The following is a 14863-nucleotide window of genomic DNA, read 5'->3' as shown; positions in this document are numbered from 1 at the left end:
CCGTCGGTTACGCAGTCTAACAGGTAGTGACAGACAGAAAGGGGAGAACGGGCGATGATCGGTCGGCGAAACAAGCGGCAACCCGCGTTTGACGATGAAACGTTTCTGATGTTTTTGACGCGTCATGATACCTATCTTTACAAGATGTCCTACCTGTACTTAAAAAATGACCAGGATGCACTCGAAAATGTGCAGGAAGTTGCCTATCGCGCCTGGAAACACCGCCATACTTTATTGGACGCGACGATCGCCAAAACCTGGTTGACGCGGATCGCGATCAATTGTGCGCTCGACATGCTAAAGAAAACCCAAGGAATCCGGGTCGATTATGCGACGGCGGCAACGGATGTCGCCGAACCAGTTATTTTCGAGGAGCGACTCGTCAATGATCTTTACTTGCAGGAGCTGCTCGAAGTGCTCACGGTAGCGGAACGGACGATCCTGTTCTTACGGTATTACGAGGACTACACACTGCAGCACGTCGCCGATCTTCTGCAAATACCGGTCAGCACGGTCAAAAGTACACTCTACCGGGCCATTCAAAAGGTTCAGGCCAAACAGGTGAAAGGGGGCGGGGCGGAATGAAAGAGCAGGTCAAACGCGCAGTGGATTCAATCGATGTGCCCCGCGGACAGGTTCGCAGTCATTTGCTCGCCGGCGTTCAGCAGGCACGCCGTCCGCGCTTCGTCGGACGTAAGACCGCGACAGGACTGGTTGCAGCAGCACTCCTTTTGGCGGTCGGTGGCGGCATGCTACTGGAAGAGACACCGCCTGCGGCAGAAATCGTACGGACAGACGGTGCCGTCGTCGTCCCGAACTGGGCGCAGGACGAACAAGTGGAGGGCAGTTCGACCGCAGGCAGTATGCTCCTCGGGCTCGTCTATCAAAATGAGCTTTATCTTGCGATGGAGACACCGCTGACGGATGACGTCCGTGCCCTGCAAGGGAAGAAACTGGGGCGCGTGACGGCAACACTTGAGGAAACGGGTGATACTACCCCTGAAACACTGGAAAGTGGCTCGAACCTCGGACCGGTCACTTTGTATCGGGTCGACGGCTATAAGCCGTCCGTGCGCCTGTTCGCTGTAGGGGAGGAAGAAGGCATAAAAAAAGTCTGGCTACTCGAGCGCCAGACGGGCTTCGTGCTGAAAACAGGCAACGATTTTTTCCGGGATTTAAACCTCGACGCGCCGGTCAGACGCCTCGCCTATCAAACATTTGACCAGTGGAACGACGACGAAACGGCACAACCGATGACAGCGGACAGTCGGTACCGGGCTTTCATTGATGCCTTGTACGAGGGCCGTGCGATGACACGCGAAGAAGTACCGCCAGAAGTCACGGATTACAAAACAATGAAGGTCTTACGCGTGACGCAAGCGGACGGGATCACAGTGTCGCTGCGGCTGATTGCAGGCGGCTACGTCGTCTATCACCAACTGGGTGTCTTCTTTAAGGTCGACCCGGTCGTCTTCAAAGCGATGTGGGAGGCGTTGTGACGGTGGCATCGATCGTCTTTCGAAAACCATAAAACGGACGATAGCCGAGTTGTTCGTAAAACGAGTGGGAGGAGGCGCTCGCGAGAATCTCGAGCCGTGTCGCCGGATAGAGGGCGTGGACGTGTCCGAGCAAGGCTTGTCCGAGTCCCTGCCCGCGGGCACTGTCCGCGATCAACAGCTCACAGATGTAGAGCGTGATCGCCGTATCCGTCATGCCACGGATGTAGCCGGAAACGGTGCCGTCGATGACGACGACGTAAGCAACGTTAGACGCCGCAAAGGCGCGTTTTGTTTCGTCAGCACGGGCGACGAGATTACTCCAGCCTTCAGCCGCATTCAACCGTTGAATCGCCTCGAAATCGTGGTCCGCGTAGGGGCGGATTTGGTATTGCAGTTCTGACATGGTAAAAACTCCTTTTTGTTGGTCATTCTGAAGCAATGTGCCTAATTCGGACCAGTCGTCGATCCAGTCCGTACACGGGGGCCGACGCGTGGATCCGTTTCTTTTCCAAATCACGTTCATCCCGACTTGCTGCGCACCGTAAACGTCGTTTACGGGATGGTCGCCGATGTAGACGGTCGCATGTGCGTCAAGGGCACACTTTTCTAAAAAGTAGTTAAAAATAAGCGGGTCCGGCTTTTTGATTCCAATGTCTTCCGAAATGAGGATGTGATTGAAATAATGTACAATCCCTAAAGCTTCTAAATTGGCGCGCTGGAAGTCAGATGCGCCGTTTGAAATGAGGCCAATCAGATAACCTTGTTTATTTAAGTTGTTTAACATGACCGTCGTATCAGGATACGCGATGCAATGGTCTGGAAAGAAAACGAGGTAATCGTCGAATAATTGACGCCACGTTACCGTCGTGATCTCGAACTCTTGAAGTAATTGTTGATAGACAACATCTTTTGAAACGTAACCATCATTGTCTAATGTGATGAAGCGACGCGAATAGTCCGGCAGTGAAACAGGCTGTAAGTCGTTAAAAAAACGCTGGTATTGTCCCGTGATGAATCTTTGTAAGGACAACTGACGATTCAGAAGGGTACCGTCTAAATCAAAGATAACAGCTTGAATATTTTTAATTTCAATTACCGCCATTCTTATAATAAAATCAAAACATAATTTCATTATAATGGAAAAATGACGACTATAGGAAAAAATGTTTATACTGTAGAAAACGGAGGATATACATGTCCCATTTCGATACGAAAACGCCGGGACGACCACTCGTCATTCTGCCCGGTCTTGGCTGCACCTATCATGAATGGTATCCAGTCATTGAATCATTAAAACAAACATTTCGCGTGATTTCATTTCACCGCCATGAACTGATGAACACAACTCAAACCGGGACAGTTGCGGTCGCTTTGCAATTGCAGGAATTACTGAAAACTTTAGACGTCACGGAGCCGGTCCTGCTTGTCGGACACTCTTACGGCGGGCTGTGTGCCCAACAGATGGCGCATGATTACCCGGAAACCGTCCGTGGACTCGTTCTCGTCGACTCGACATCCGTTCGCTTACGGCAACTCGATTCCTTGACGTTACCGGTCCTCGATGAACTGTCGACGGATCAGGTCTGGCTTGACAAGTGCCGAAGTTACGCGGAAATGACACGTCACGCCTTATGCGAGGCCATTCGACCAGAACTGACACACGAGCAACGGCAGTTACCGGTAAGCGTCCAACGAGAGCTGCTCGATTTCCAAACCGATCCGTTGCTGTACGGCGAAATGGCCACCGCCATCGAACAGTGGCAGAACGACGCTGTTACGTTGGAACGACGCGGTCGTCTCGCTAATCTTCCACTTATTGTGCTCGGACGCGACAAGGAACTGGCCGTGAACAGCGGAATCGAAGAGGGGTTGCCGGAAGCGGAGCTACGGTTACTTGAGGACACATGGGAACAATTGATTTGCGAACAGGGCGACCTGTCGACTCAAAGCGAGCTGCAGTTTGTGGAGCAGGCAAGTCATGCGATTCATCTGGACCGACCGGACGCCGTCCTTGATGCCGTCCGCCGAATCGATGAACGCGCGAACGATTAAACTAAAAGGAGCGAAGACATATGGGATCGCGGATCATGCATTATTGTATTGCGTCATTGCTCGCGGACAAGCTGAAACCGGAGCCCCGGAGTGATTTTCTGTTAGGCGGGATTGCACCGGATATCCACGGTCTGATGGGCGTGCCGAAAGGGAAAACCCACTTTAAGGACCTGGATGAGAACGGGAAGAACCGGATTAACCTGGACCGCTTTTTGCATACATATGAAACACGATTAGCGGAACCGTTTTACCTCGGTTACCTCTGTCATTTGATATCCGATCAGGTATGGTTAGCGTTTTACCTCGAGAAGGTCGCGTACGTCTCACGCGAGCAATGGCAGGCGGATTTAGAAAAATCTTACAGGGATTTCAACCGTTTAAATGGTCGGATTATTAAATTATATGAACTCAAACTCTCTCCGCTAACGGTTCCTTTGTTTGAAATCGAAGGCTATGATCAGACTTATCTGCCTACTTTAATTGACGAGTTGGCATTGGATTTTCAACTTGATGCCTCATTAGAAACCGAGAAGCTGGAAATTTATAAAAATCACAATCAAGAAATTACTAGCTACATCAATCAAGCTGTAAACAGTTGTTTAAAAATCCTTTCGAATCAAGTTGGTATTACCATCAATCAGCATTTTCCTAGTTTCTTTCATTCAAAAAGCATAAACTCAAAAAGGGAATGATAGAAAGGAGATTAAGATGGTGAATCAAAACAAGAAGCACTTTTATTGTAATGTTGAACTTTCTTTAGATGTCATGGGCGGTAAATGGAAGCCTTTGATTATTTATCATATCGGCGGAGCAAAAATCCTCCGGTTCGGCGAATTGAAACGAAAAATACCGAATGTGAATGAACGTGTCCTTTCAAGACAACTAAAAGAGCTGGTAGATGCGGGGCTTGTAAAAAGAACAGTATATGACGAATTGCCATTGAAAGTCGAATATGCGTTAGAGGACTTGGGACAAGCATTACTGCCGATTTTGAAAGAGTTGGGCACTTGGGGAAAAACCTACCACGAAACGTATGAGTATGGTGAAATTTCTTTTAGCGAGGAATACGAGTAAAAAACATAAAAACGTGAACTGTGCGCCTTTTACTAAGGGGTGAACGGTTCACGTTTTTTGTACTTTAATGTCCGTACGGATAAAAATGTCAGTACTTGTTTGCCGATTTTCTGGGATATATACTGACGAAGTACTTTACACATTAAACATACAAAGGACGTGGCAATATGACATTGATCAACACATTACAAACACGCTACTCTACAAAAGAGTTTGATCAGGAAAAACAAATTTCACAAGAAGATATGGCAACAATTAAATCACTCCTTCAACTAGCACCTTCGTCAACAAATGTCCAACCGTGGCACTTTGTCATCGCATCAAGTGAAGCAGGGAAAGAACGGATTGCAAAGGCGGCACAAGGCTTTTTCGGATTCAACGAATCAAAAATCACCGGTGCAGCAGCTGTCGTGATCTTTGCCGCGAAAAGCGACATTTCAGACGAATATTTACTTCATCTGACGGAAAAAGAAGATGCGGATGGCCGGTTTGCTGAAGAAGAATTTAAGCAGGCAAATCATGGGGGGCGAAAAATTTTCGTTGATTTACACAAATACGACTTTAAAGATCTTCAACACTGGACGGAAAAGCAGGTGTACTTGAACTTAGGGTCATTCCTTCTCGGCGTCGCGGATTTAGGAATCGATGCTGTCCCAATGGAAGGACTAGACATGAAAGTATTAGATGAAGAATTTAACTTACGCGAGCAAGGCTTCACTTCAAGTGTCGTCGTTTCATTAGGCTATCGGGCTGCTTCTGATTTTAATGCATCCTTACCAAAATCGCGACTCGAGCAATCTGAAATCATCGAAGAATTCTGATGAATATCCTAATCACCGGTGCTACAGACGGAATCGGACTTGAGACAGCAAAGATGCTAGCCGAACAAGGTCATACGATATTGTTACACGGACGGAACGAAAAGAAGTTAACCGCTGTGTGTAAAACTTTGAAAAACTCGACAATCGTACCTTTTGTAGCAGATTTGTCTAGGTTAATCGAGGTTAAGCGATTGGCGGAGCAACTCTCTCATGAGGTTTCCGGAATCGATGTGCTCATTAACAATGCCGGCGTCTACGGTGCACCCGAAACGGTTACTGCTGAAGGTTTAGACATTCGGTTTGCCGTAAATACAATTGCTCCTTATACGCTGACAAAAGCGCTTCTGCCATTGATGTCTTCAAGTAGTCGCGTCATTAACGTTTCGTCAGCAGCTCAACAAGAAGTAGAGGTCGATGCCCTTCTCGGAAAAAAAGTATTGCCTGACGGGGATGCATACGCTCAAAGCAAGTTAGCACTTACAATGTGGACCATCGAAATGGCGAAACAGCAAGCACCTGCCTTTATCGCTATTAACCCTAAATCACTATTAGGAAGTAAAATGGTCAAGTCTGCATTTGGCATTGAAGGTCATGATGTGAAAATTGGCGCAAAAATTTTAGTGGACGCCGCACTTTCAGACGAGTTCAAAAATGCTTCTGGAAAATATTACGATAACGATAGTTGCCAGTTCGTAAATCCGCATCAAGATGCATCCAGTCAGGTCAAACGTTCAAGGCTTGTTCAGATTCTAGAGAAATTGATTCGTTCAGACGGTGCTCCTGAGCATGACGAAATCAGTCGGTAAGGCGAAGCACCATTCATTCGCTTATATAAAAAGTCCGTACATCTTCCGCGTTTTAAAGTGTGGAAGATGTACGGATTTTTTTTGTTGATTTATCAATGTACATGGCAGCATCAGCTTGCATGATGAGCTGCTCGACATCTTGTGCCATTCCGTTCGCGAAGCCCGAAGCGAGAGCGATATGCATCTTGTCCATTTCAGCATGAATGCCTGCTCTTAGTGTTTCGATTTCTTCAAGCGTCAAGTGTGATTCGATAATGGCAAACTCGTCACCGCCAATGCGGTAAACGTTTTGGCTATGCTGCTTTAGAGCGAACGCGGTCAATTTGAGCAATTCATCTCCGGCAGCATGACCGTGATGATCATTTTGAATCTTTAAGTCGTTTAAATCAAATAATAAGATAGCGAGTGGAACGTTTTGACACGGCATAAGTTCCGATATCATATTATCAAATTGATAACGGTTATAAAGTCCTGTCAAAGCATCGGTCCTGCACCGTTTCTCTAATTCATTTTTTTCAGTTATCGCTTGTTCAACATTACGTATGATTCCTTGGATTGCGACAAGTTCATCATTTTCATAAATCGGAGTTGTATACTCCTCAAACCAGACATATCGTCCATCATTCGTCCGCCACCGTTGTAAAAAGGCGGTATCATAATTTCCCGTACCTGATATCTTTGCAATCAAAATATCAAAGTCATCCGGATGAATACGGTCAAAACAAACAGCCGGATCGGCGTAGCTCGCATCGACGACGCCATCACCAATATGTTCATCAAGCGACGGGCTGATGTACCGAAAGCGTTGGATCGGTTTCACTTCGTAAACGTAAATAACATCTTTCGTATGATGTCCGATCAGTTCAACTGATAATTGAGAAGCTTCATCGGGTTTTTGAAGTTTGGTAAAGATTAATGCCATGATAATACCAATACTCATTCCTAAAACAAGCATGCGGATTCACCTTCTTGTATTCTATATAACCTATATAATACCATGTTTTTTGAATTATTTTACTTTTTTACACGACGATTTTTTAGGTTTCCGTTCTGCTTCCATCCAGAACTGTAATTCCTTTTTTTGAACCGGATGAATTGTTCCTGTCTTTTTCGGGTATCGAGTGGATAGGAACTACTTGCAATATACGAGGAATTGAACGGGTTGCGATCTGCTTTAAACAAGAAGCTGCTTCATCCTTTCCGCGTGCATCTACGGACGATCGACTGTCCGAATTGCAGACAACACTTAAAGGAGAGAATGAAATGGGACATGACCACGGGCACGACCATGCACACACTGGAAACAAACGTGTATTATTGATTGCTTTTTCCATCATCACACTATTTATGATCGTTGAAGTGATTGGCGGATACTTGACGAATAGTTTGGCACTTCTCGCTGACGCCGGACATATGTTAAGTGACTCGGCGTCACTCGCGATTTCGCTCGTCGCGTTTAAGCTCGGGGAACGGGCAGCGAGCGGCAGTAAGACATTCGGTTACAGACGTTTCGAAATCCTGGCTGCCGTCATCAACGGTGTCGCTTTAATCGCGATTTCGCTCTATATCTTTTATGAAGCGATTCGTCGTTTTACAGAGCCGACGTCGATTGCCTCGACAGGGATGCTGATCGTCAGTGTCATCGGTCTTCTCGTCAATCTGCTTGTCGCTTGGATCATGCTACGCGGAGGCGACGTCAAAGAAAACCTGAACATGAAAGGTGCCTATCTCCATGTCTTGAGTGACACACTCGGCTCGATTGGTGCGATTGCAGCAGCCTTGCTCATCATGTTTTTCGGTTGGAACTGGGCCGATCCGCTCGCAAGTATCATCGTAGCGCTGCTCGTCTTACGAAGTGGTTACTTCGTGACGAAATCAGCCGTCAATATTTTGATGGAAGGTGTCCCTGAGAACGTCAATCTCGAAGAAATCACCGCGACGATTCAAGGGACAGAGGGTGTCAACGACGTCCATGACTTACATGTCTGGGCGATCACGAGTGGATTGAATGCCCTGTCGTGTCACGTCGTCACGGACGGGGACATGTCGATTGCTGAAGGGGAGGCGTTACTTCAGGAAATCAAGCATAAGCTTGAAGATCAACATATCCATCATGCGACGATTCAAATCGAGACTGCCAATCACGAGCATAGTGATGCCTTACTTTGTGAACTCGAGGGGCGTGCCGCACCTCATTCGCATCACCATTAATTAAATGGATCAACATCATGCATCGTTCACGACAGCTGTCCTTTTGTTTTAAAGGAGTTGATTAAATAATGGATCATCATTATTCGCCGAGTGAATTTAAAGATAAGATGTATGCCGATTTAAAAGTAACACCGAGCGACTCCGTTATTCTCATGTGTTCAATCTTCATTGCCTCAATCGGTCTGAACATGAACTCCATTCCAATCATCATCGGCGCGATGCTCGTCTCGCCGTTGATGACCCCTATTTTAGGTGTCGGATTTGCATTATCCGTATCCGATTTAACACTCCTCAAACGTGCGACGAAATTATTGATTGTCCAAGTGTCCGTCAGTCTGATTGTGGCAACGTTATACTTTTCCATTTCACCCATCACGTATGCAAGTAATGAGATCATTGCAAGAACGTCACCGACGATTTGGGATGTCGTGATTGCGTTTGCCGGCGGGACGGCAGGCATCATCGGTGCGCGAAAAAAAGTAAGCAATAACATCGTCCCCGGTGTCGCGATTGCGACCGCTTTAATGCCGCCTCTTTGTACGGTCGGCTATTCGATTGCGACGATGAATTTGGACTATTTTTTAGGGTCGAGTTATTTATTCGTCATCAATTGCGGCTTCATCACGATTGCGACGTTCATCGGTATTCGGTTCATGGGCATCGCTTCTGCAGTGAATGCTAATAAACGTCAAAACCCTCGCATTAACATTGCACTTGCCGTCCTGTCCATCCTGATTACGATCCCCAGTATTTTTTCTGCCGTGACGTTAGTCCAGGAAAGTGTCATCAGTACCGGGATCACGTCGTTAATCGATGAGCAGTTCGCAGAAAACGTGGTGATTGACCAGTCCTATGATGAACAAAAAGAACAATTGACGGTGACGGTCACCGGGAAACGCCTGTCTCAAGAAGAGGTGACGGCAATCGAATCGAGCTTACCGGACTATGGATTAGCGGATACAAACTTGGTGATCAATCAGGTCCCGGACATCAACGCCTTGACGGGCGAACAAGCAGCAGCCGTCCTGAACCGTTATCTCGAAGAACGGTTGCGTCAATCCAACTGGTTCAGCAACCGGTCATTCAATCTTGATGAACTTCCATTCCAATTAAAGGACTGATTCGATGATTGCCTTTTTCATATTGATGCGAAACATGTTTCATGTCGTCCGAATCCTGTTTCGCCAAGAAGAACAGAAAGCTGTCATGTTTTCCGTCGTCTTCTTACTCGCGGTCGGAATGTTCTTCTATCATAGCGTCGAAAAATTGACGTATCTCGATTCCGTCTACTTAGCGGTCATGACATTGACGACGGTCGGCTATGGTGACGTTCATCCGATCACGCCACTCGGAAAAATCTTTTCGATGGTCTACGTGTTGCTTGGCATCGGGGTCCTCAGTGCCGTCATTGCCAACTTCAATCGGGCGTTAAAAGAATTTCATCAAACGAAACGGAAGCCGAAATGAGGTCTAAAGGAGGAGGGGAATGATGTGAAGTTCAATCTGGTTTTTATCTTCTACAGTTGCTTACTCGGGATTCTCGTCGGTGTAGTCGCGTCACTTTTTTTAGGCGTCGTCAACGCATTGATTCATCTTGTGTGGACGACATTACCGGAAACGTTTGACAGCACCTGGTACCCGATTTGGATGGGAGCGACGGGTGGGGTGTTGATTGGACTGTTTCAGAAATACATCGGGGATTATCCGAAGACGATGCACGAAACGTTACGTGAATTTCAGGAAACCGGACGGGTTACGTATGAAGGGGCGATTATCAAAAACAGTAGCGCGGCATTACTTGTCTTAACGTTCGGGGCAAGTCTTGGTCCGGAAGCGGCACTCGTCAGTATTTTGGGAGGATTGATGACGTGGATCGGCGACCGGATGACGTGGACGATTCATAAAAAGGAACAATTGCTTGAACTCGGGATCGGGGCGATGTTAGCGACGATATTTTATGCACCGTTCGTCGGTGTCAGTGAAGCGATCGAAGAGGGAATCGCAGAACGTCGTTTTCAATCAAAACTGACGAAAGCCCTCTTGTACGGGATTACGACAGCGTGCGGGATTTTAGCGTTTACGTTGTTGAACCGCCTCTTCCCGAGTGCTTCCGTATTCGGTATCAGTACCCCAAAAGTCAATTGGACGCGGGAAGTCCTTTACTTCATAGTCCCGGCAATCCTCATCGGGGCAGGTTTCGGAGCAGTGTTTCTTCTTCTTGGTCGATGGACGGACCAGCTTGCAATCAAATATCCATCACCGCTCGGACTCGCAATCAGCGCCGGACTCGCCATCGGTTTGTTTGGTATCTGGTCACCGTATTTTTTATTTTCCGGTGAACATGAACTATTAGACTTTTCAAAAGAAGCGCTCGATCAATCCATTCTCTTTTTAGTCTTGCTTGCGCTCGGAAAAGCTTTGCTGACGAATATCTGTTTTTCATTCGGATGGCGGGGCGGGAAAATCTTTCCGGCGATTTTCTCAAGTACCTCCATCGGCTTCGCGTTTGCCGTCTTGTTTCCGTATACACCCGGGTTACTCGTCGCCGTCGCCGTTGCTGCGAGCTGTACCGTCATTTTGAAACAACCTTTCGTCACGGCGACGTTGTTATTATTTTTGTTCCCACTTCAATTCTTCCCGTTCATCTTATTCGTCGCAATCTTGATTAAACAAATCTCGATTCGAATCGAAGGAAGTATCAAGTAAAGTCAGACGAGTCATGCGGTCCTTGATTTCTTCAATCAATCTCTTTTCCTGCTCCAGCAACGAATCACGAGCACAGAAAGCACGACGAACAAGACCATCCAGGAGACGTGTTTCATGGCAAATGTGGCAACGAGATCCCAGCGTTCCTTTAGATAGTAACCGCTCGTCATGAAGAGCAAGGACCAGACCGTAAAGGACAGTGCCGTTGAAAGTAAAAATGTCGTCAAGCGAATCCGGACCGTCCCGGCACCAAACGCAAAAACCGTTTTCCAGAGCGGGGACAAGAGCAGGTACCAGCCACCATACTGGCGTAAGTTGTGTTCGGCGCGTTGCAAACGGTCCGGACGTACGTGAAGCCACTTCGTCAGCACATGCAGCAGCCGTTCACCGCCGAAGTAGCCGAGACCATACAAAACGAGTTGCGACAGGACGAATCCGATGACGCCCGTCGCAAGCATCAAAACGTAGGAGAGCTGATTCGTCGCCACTAAAAAGCCGGCATAACTCATGATCAGTTCGGTCGGGATAAAGTGGGCGAACAGGGCGAGAAAGACACCGAGATACCCATAATGGTCCATCCAGATTTGCCAGTTTGTCATGTCATTTCTCCTTTCGAAGTCGTGTAGCGGCAGCCCGCACCAGAAGTTTACCGAATCGTTACACGCCCTTCATAAATGAAACGGTCGACATCTCCGATAGACTCGACGAGGAGATGATACGCCATGAGACCTAGAAAAAGAAAACCATTGCTGAGTGAACAATTGAACGGGTGGTTAATTCCGTTAGTCGGAATCGGCTTACTGACGATTAGTTTACTGAGCGTCTATGAAGTATATCAGACATCGACGAAGTCAGTGACGGAACGGCTCGAACGGGAGTTGACGATGCTCGATACAAGCGTCAAAGCGATTGCGCTGACCTATCCGGAAGCGAATAAAGCGCGGGATCAAGCGGTGAAACGGACGAAAAATCAACAGTTGGCGGATCTTGCGCAAGATGATTATGAAGCTGCGTTCGAAACGTTCCGTACGAAAGATCAGGTTTTCCCGGCAATTGCATTAACGAACACCGAGCAAACCACCGTCCGGCGCGACTTAAACACGAAAACCGTCACGACGGTAACACATGGAGACCGGTTCATCCTGGTAAAAGCGATTCAGGAACTCGATACGATCGTCTTCTTATCGGTCGACCGGGATCAACTGATTGGTCCGGCCAAGGCACTGGCATTCGAACTCGGGACCTTAAGCCTCGCGGTCCTGTTTTTCGTCAGTCTGCTGATCCGCTTCCGGATTAAACAACAGCTGGCCCCGTTATCCGTCCTCTCGCTGAAGATTGAAGAGGCCCACGCGAAACGGAACTATCGGCCGCTTTCACTTAAGACCACCACGTTTGAAGTCGAACAGTTAGTGTTCCAGTACAATCAATTGATGAACCAAATCACAAGCTTGACGGATGAACTGGGCAACACGAGTAACCAGCTCAAACGGATGCAACCGGAATTCATGACTCAGCTATCGGCAACCGAGGAGTCGGTGACCGCCATCTCAGAAGTCGCCACTTCCTTGACCACCCATTCACGGGAAGTGGAATCTGTCGTCGAAGAAACGGATCAACTCCTGCACACCTCCTCGTTAGCGTTAGAACGGATGAATCAATCACTACAAGAGAGTCAACGGACGCTCGTCCAGTTCCAGTCGGAGATCGCACAGGAAGAAACCATTCTTGATGCGTTGAAAATCAGAACGCAGACGTTACATACGTCGTCCGACGTCGTCTTGCGGTCACTACACAGCACACGTGAGAAAAATGATTCGATGAACCACTCCATTCAGCAGATTCAACGCGTCGCTGAGGCGACACGACGGTTATCGCTTAATGCCTTGATAGAAGCCTCGCGCGCCGGTGAAGCGGGGCGTGGTTTCGCAATCGTCGCAAAAGAAGTCGAACTGCTATCGCTTGACGTGACGCACTTGATTCGGAGCATCAATCAAGCCAACGACGAATTGACAGCGAGTGTCACGACGATGGAAGGCGATTTAAGCCAGATGACGACCCACATCAATGACACGTTCCAACAGTTAGGTCAAGCGACGGACGGGATGACCCAGCTATTTTCCGGTTCATCCCGGATTGAAGAAGCATTACGACACGTCGAGCTGGAACGCCATGCGGTCAATACGGTGAATCCAGCAGTCGCCTCGCACCTCAAGACCATCCAGCACACCTTACTGACGTTACAAACGTACGGCAAGACGCTGGGTGATCAAATGAATGTGAACATCGCGCGGCAGGAACAGTTAAAACGTCATGGAGATACGATGCATCAACAGGTCCAACTCCTTGAACGAGCGATTGATGCAAGTGACCACACCTTGACTAGACGGTAAACAAAAAACCAAGACACACTCCAACGTAAGCACGGAGTAACTCTTGGTTTATCTCTGTTTCACGTCACAGCGTCAAGCAGCCGCGAAAGCCACGACTCGCATAATAGGAATCCGCTCCATTGTGATAGACGAATACCGTATCATACCGGCGATCGCAATAAAGCGCACCACCTTGGTCACGAATCGATGATGGCGTTGCAACCCAACTCGACGTTTTGAGGTCAATCGGTTCGAGTGCTTGCAGCATTCGGTATTGCGCTTCTGTCAATAAGCTGACCCCCATCTCCGTTGCCTGTTCGAGCGCACTCGTCGCAGGTGAATTTTTTTTACGCTTCTCGCGGGCAGCCTGGTCATAACAGCAACTGCGGCGACCCGTCGGACTTTCCTTGACGCAATCAAAAAAGGTTAAGTCATCGGGTGCGTCCGGGTCCGTGACGAGATCCGGTTCACCACCGGTCTGTTCCATTCGTTTGAGAACCGCTAAGGCATCAGGCTGTTCCTGTAAGCGTCTTTCGACATTACCCCAGTCGACATTCGGATGCCGGTGCATCTGTTCCTTGAAGCGGGTTTCGAGTTGTTTCAGTACTGTCTGTTCTTCTTCCGTTGCAGTCATGGGGAGTACCTCCATTCTTCATCTATTCGTTACAGTCAGTATACCCACTTTCACTGTAAAATATGAAAAATCCGTGTTTCCTGTCACTTCGGAAGGAAACACGGATTTGATTAACAGGTCTCGCATCATTGCTCCAAATAGCGGTAGAGCGTACTTTTGCTAATCCCCGTTTCCTGACGGATTTCAGCGAGGTTGTACTGTTTGCTTTGATACATTTCAATCGCCCGTTTGACATTGGCATCTGCTTTACGCGGGCGGCCCGTCTGTTTCCCGTCCGCCTTCGCTTTCGTCAACCCTTGTCGTGTCGTCATACTGACGACATCGCTTTGCAGGGCGACAAGATGTTCGACGAGTTCTCGAAACGAGTGCGTGAGCGGTTCGCGGGTATCGATTTGTTCCCGGATCGTCACGAGGTATGCTTGCTTTTGTTCGATTTGTTCAAGCAATTCAATCAAATGGCGCGATGAGTCAGCCAAGACATAAAGTTGCGAGACGACAACCACATCCCCCGTCGCCAGTGAAGCGATTAACTGTTCGAGCGCTTCCCGTCGTTTGGACGAAGCGTGTTCTTCGATGACTTGGCGTTCGGGTTTGAAGGCTTGAACGGCTTCCATTTGAAGGATACATTCCGGATCTTCATAAAACGGACGCATATAACTGATAATCATAAAATTCTCCTCACATCGTACAC

17 protein-coding genes are annotated in these 14863 nt (G+C 47.9%); 12 read left to right on the top strand and 5 right to left on the bottom strand.

The genetic code is table 11. The features are described 5' to 3' along the window. Positions 1 to 54 precede the first annotated feature (54 nt). Entirely contained in the window at positions 55 to 585 is a 531-nt protein-coding gene (locus KNP96_RS04835) for an RNA polymerase sigma factor (RefSeq protein ID WP_214769138.1), read from the top strand. Further along, positions 582 to 1499 (top strand): hypothetical protein, encoded by a 918-nt coding sequence (locus KNP96_RS04830; protein ID WP_214769135.1) that lies wholly within the window; start codon positions 582 to 584, stop codon positions 1497 to 1499. The genes KNP96_RS04835 and KNP96_RS04830 overlap by 4 nt, the downstream gene beginning before the upstream one ends. Here the strand turns inward: KNP96_RS04830 and KNP96_RS04825 are convergent. Beyond that, positions 1474 to 2601, bottom strand: coding sequence for an HAD-IA family hydrolase (locus tag KNP96_RS04825; protein ID WP_162288270.1), 1128 nt, complete (start codon positions 2599 to 2601; stop codon positions 1474 to 1476). The two genes, KNP96_RS04830 and KNP96_RS04825, sit on opposite strands and share 26 nt — an antisense overlap. Positions 2602 to 2693: 92 nt before the next feature. On the opposite strand from KNP96_RS04825, the gene KNP96_RS04820 reads away from it, so the two are divergent. The 5 genes from KNP96_RS04820 to KNP96_RS04800 all read left to right on the top strand — a co-directional run bounded on the left by KNP96_RS04820 (position 2694) and on the right by KNP96_RS04800 (position 6252). Then, on the top strand, positions 2694 to 3551 hold the full coding sequence (locus KNP96_RS04820; RefSeq protein ID WP_214769132.1) for an alpha/beta fold hydrolase: 858 nt from the start codon (positions 2694 to 2696) through the stop codon (positions 3549 to 3551). A 20-nt stretch (positions 3552 to 3571) separates the two neighbouring features. Then, the gene (locus KNP96_RS04815; RefSeq protein WP_214769130.1) at positions 3572 to 4243 is read left to right on the top strand and encodes a zinc dependent phospholipase C family protein; all 672 of its coding nucleotides are present in this window, start codon (positions 3572 to 3574) and stop codon (positions 4241 to 4243) included. Positions 4244 to 4262: 19 nt separating this feature from the next. Next, the gene (locus tag KNP96_RS04810) at positions 4263 to 4625 is read left to right on the top strand and encodes a winged helix-turn-helix transcriptional regulator (RefSeq protein ID WP_239456891.1); all 363 of its coding nucleotides are present in this window, start codon (positions 4263 to 4265) and stop codon (positions 4623 to 4625) included. A 167-nt stretch (positions 4626 to 4792) separates the two neighbouring features. After that, positions 4793 to 5446 carry an oxygen-insensitive NAD(P)H nitroreductase gene (gene nfsB / locus KNP96_RS04805; protein WP_088837125.1) on the top strand — a complete coding sequence of 218 codons (654 nt, stop codon included), beginning with the start codon at positions 4793 to 4795 and terminating at the stop codon, positions 5444 to 5446. Next, positions 5446 to 6252, top strand: coding sequence for an SDR family NAD(P)-dependent oxidoreductase (locus KNP96_RS04800; RefSeq protein WP_214769128.1), 807 nt, complete (start codon positions 5446 to 5448; stop codon positions 6250 to 6252). The genes nfsB and KNP96_RS04800 overlap by 1 nt, the downstream gene beginning before the upstream one ends. A gap of 52 nt (positions 6253 to 6304) precedes the next feature. On the opposite strand, the gene KNP96_RS04795 is transcribed toward KNP96_RS04800, so the two are convergent. Further along, entirely contained in the window at positions 6305 to 7207 is a 903-nt protein-coding gene (locus KNP96_RS04795; protein WP_214769126.1) for a sensor domain-containing diguanylate cyclase, read from the bottom strand. A 308-nt stretch (positions 7208 to 7515) separates the two neighbouring features. On the opposite strand from KNP96_RS04795, the gene KNP96_RS04790 reads away from it, so the two are divergent. From KNP96_RS04790 to KNP96_RS04775, 4 genes are all read left to right on the top strand, one after another. Next, entirely contained in the window at positions 7516 to 8463 is a 948-nt protein-coding gene (locus KNP96_RS04790) for a cation diffusion facilitator family transporter (protein WP_088837128.1), read from the top strand. A 68-nt stretch (positions 8464 to 8531) separates the two neighbouring features. After that, a complete protein-coding gene (locus tag KNP96_RS04785; protein ID WP_251135720.1) occupies positions 8532 to 9584 on the top strand; it encodes a DUF389 domain-containing protein in 1053 nt (350 codons plus the stop codon). 4 nt (positions 9585 to 9588) lie between these two features. Beyond that, positions 9589 to 9930 (top strand): potassium channel family protein, encoded by a 342-nt coding sequence (locus KNP96_RS04780; RefSeq protein WP_088837130.1) that lies wholly within the window; start codon positions 9589 to 9591, stop codon positions 9928 to 9930. A 24-nt stretch (positions 9931 to 9954) separates the two neighbouring features. Further along, positions 9955 to 11169, top strand: a complete 1215-nt coding sequence (locus tag KNP96_RS04775) for a chloride channel protein (protein ID WP_214769124.1) — start codon at positions 9955 to 9957, stop codon at positions 11167 to 11169. Between the two features lie 35 nt (positions 11170 to 11204). Here the strand turns inward: KNP96_RS04775 and KNP96_RS04770 are convergent, their stop codons facing one another. After that, on the bottom strand, positions 11205 to 11768 hold the full coding sequence (locus KNP96_RS04770) for a DedA family protein (RefSeq protein ID WP_088837132.1): 564 nt from the start codon (positions 11766 to 11768) through the stop codon (positions 11205 to 11207). Positions 11769 to 11891: 123 nt separating this feature from the next. On the opposite strand from KNP96_RS04770, the gene KNP96_RS04765 reads away from it, so the two are divergent. Continuing rightward, the gene (locus KNP96_RS04765; RefSeq protein WP_214769122.1) at positions 11892 to 13559 is read left to right on the top strand and encodes a methyl-accepting chemotaxis protein; all 1668 of its coding nucleotides are present in this window, start codon (positions 11892 to 11894) and stop codon (positions 13557 to 13559) included. Positions 13560 to 13623: 64 nt separating this feature from the next. Here the strand turns inward: KNP96_RS04765 and KNP96_RS04760 are convergent, their stop codons facing one another. Both KNP96_RS04760 and KNP96_RS04755 read right to left on the bottom strand, forming a co-directional pair. After that, on the bottom strand, positions 13624 to 14172 hold the full coding sequence (locus tag KNP96_RS04760) for a DUF4256 domain-containing protein (RefSeq protein WP_214769118.1): 549 nt from the start codon (positions 14170 to 14172) through the stop codon (positions 13624 to 13626). Positions 14173 to 14297: 125 nt separating this feature from the next. Continuing rightward, positions 14298 to 14840: a recombinase family protein gene (locus KNP96_RS04755; protein ID WP_088837135.1), complete on the bottom strand. Its 543-nt coding sequence runs from the start codon at positions 14838 to 14840 to the stop codon at positions 14298 to 14300. Positions 14841 to 14863: the final 23 nt, after the last annotated feature.

Origin of the sequence: Exiguobacterium sp. s133 (assembly GCF_018618595.1) — a bacterium.
GTDB classification, from domain to species: domain Bacteria; phylum Bacillota; class Bacilli; order Exiguobacteriales; family Exiguobacteriaceae; genus Exiguobacterium_A; species Exiguobacterium_A oxidotolerans.
This window is presented reverse-complemented; position numbering and strand designations above follow the sequence as displayed.

Bases quoted from the DNA above. Each gene is read 5' to 3' on its own strand.
- KNP96_RS04835 (WP_214769138.1), top strand. From the start codon at position 55: ATGATCGGTCGGCGAAACAAGCGGCAACCCGCGTTTGACGATGAAACG.
- KNP96_RS04830 (WP_214769135.1), top strand. From the start codon at position 582: ATGAAAGAGCAGGTCAAACGCGCAGTGGATTCAATCGATGTGCCCCGC.
- KNP96_RS04825 (WP_162288270.1), bottom strand. From the start codon at position 2,601: ATGGCGGTAATTGAAATTAAAAATATTCAAGCTGTTATCTTTGATTTA.
- KNP96_RS04820 (WP_214769132.1), top strand. From the start codon at position 2,694: ATGTCCCATTTCGATACGAAAACGCCGGGACGACCACTCGTCATTCTG.
- KNP96_RS04815 (WP_214769130.1), top strand. From the start codon at position 3,572: ATGGGATCGCGGATCATGCATTATTGTATTGCGTCATTGCTCGCGGAC.
- nfsB (WP_088837125.1), top strand. From the start codon at position 4,793: ATGACATTGATCAACACATTACAAACACGCTACTCTACAAAAGAGTTT.
- KNP96_RS04800 (WP_214769128.1), top strand. From the start codon at position 5,446: ATGAATATCCTAATCACCGGTGCTACAGACGGAATCGGACTTGAGACA.
- KNP96_RS04795 (WP_214769126.1), bottom strand. From the start codon at position 7,207: ATGCTTGTTTTAGGAATGAGTATTGGTATTATCATGGCATTAATCTTT.
- KNP96_RS04790 (WP_088837128.1), top strand. From the start codon at position 7,516: ATGGGACATGACCACGGGCACGACCATGCACACACTGGAAACAAACGT.
- KNP96_RS04785 (WP_251135720.1), top strand. From the start codon at position 8,532: ATGGATCATCATTATTCGCCGAGTGAATTTAAAGATAAGATGTATGCC.
- KNP96_RS04780 (WP_088837130.1), top strand. From the start codon at position 9,589: ATGATTGCCTTTTTCATATTGATGCGAAACATGTTTCATGTCGTCCGA.
- KNP96_RS04770 (WP_088837132.1), bottom strand. From the start codon at position 11,768: ATGACAAACTGGCAAATCTGGATGGACCATTATGGGTATCTCGGTGTC.
- KNP96_RS04765 (WP_214769122.1), top strand. From the start codon at position 11,892: ATGAGACCTAGAAAAAGAAAACCATTGCTGAGTGAACAATTGAACGGG.
- KNP96_RS04760 (WP_214769118.1), bottom strand. From the start codon at position 14,172: ATGACTGCAACGGAAGAAGAACAGACAGTACTGAAACAACTCGAAACC.
- KNP96_RS04755 (WP_088837135.1), bottom strand. From the start codon at position 14,840: ATGATTATCAGTTATATGCGTCCGTTTTATGAAGATCCGGAATGTATC.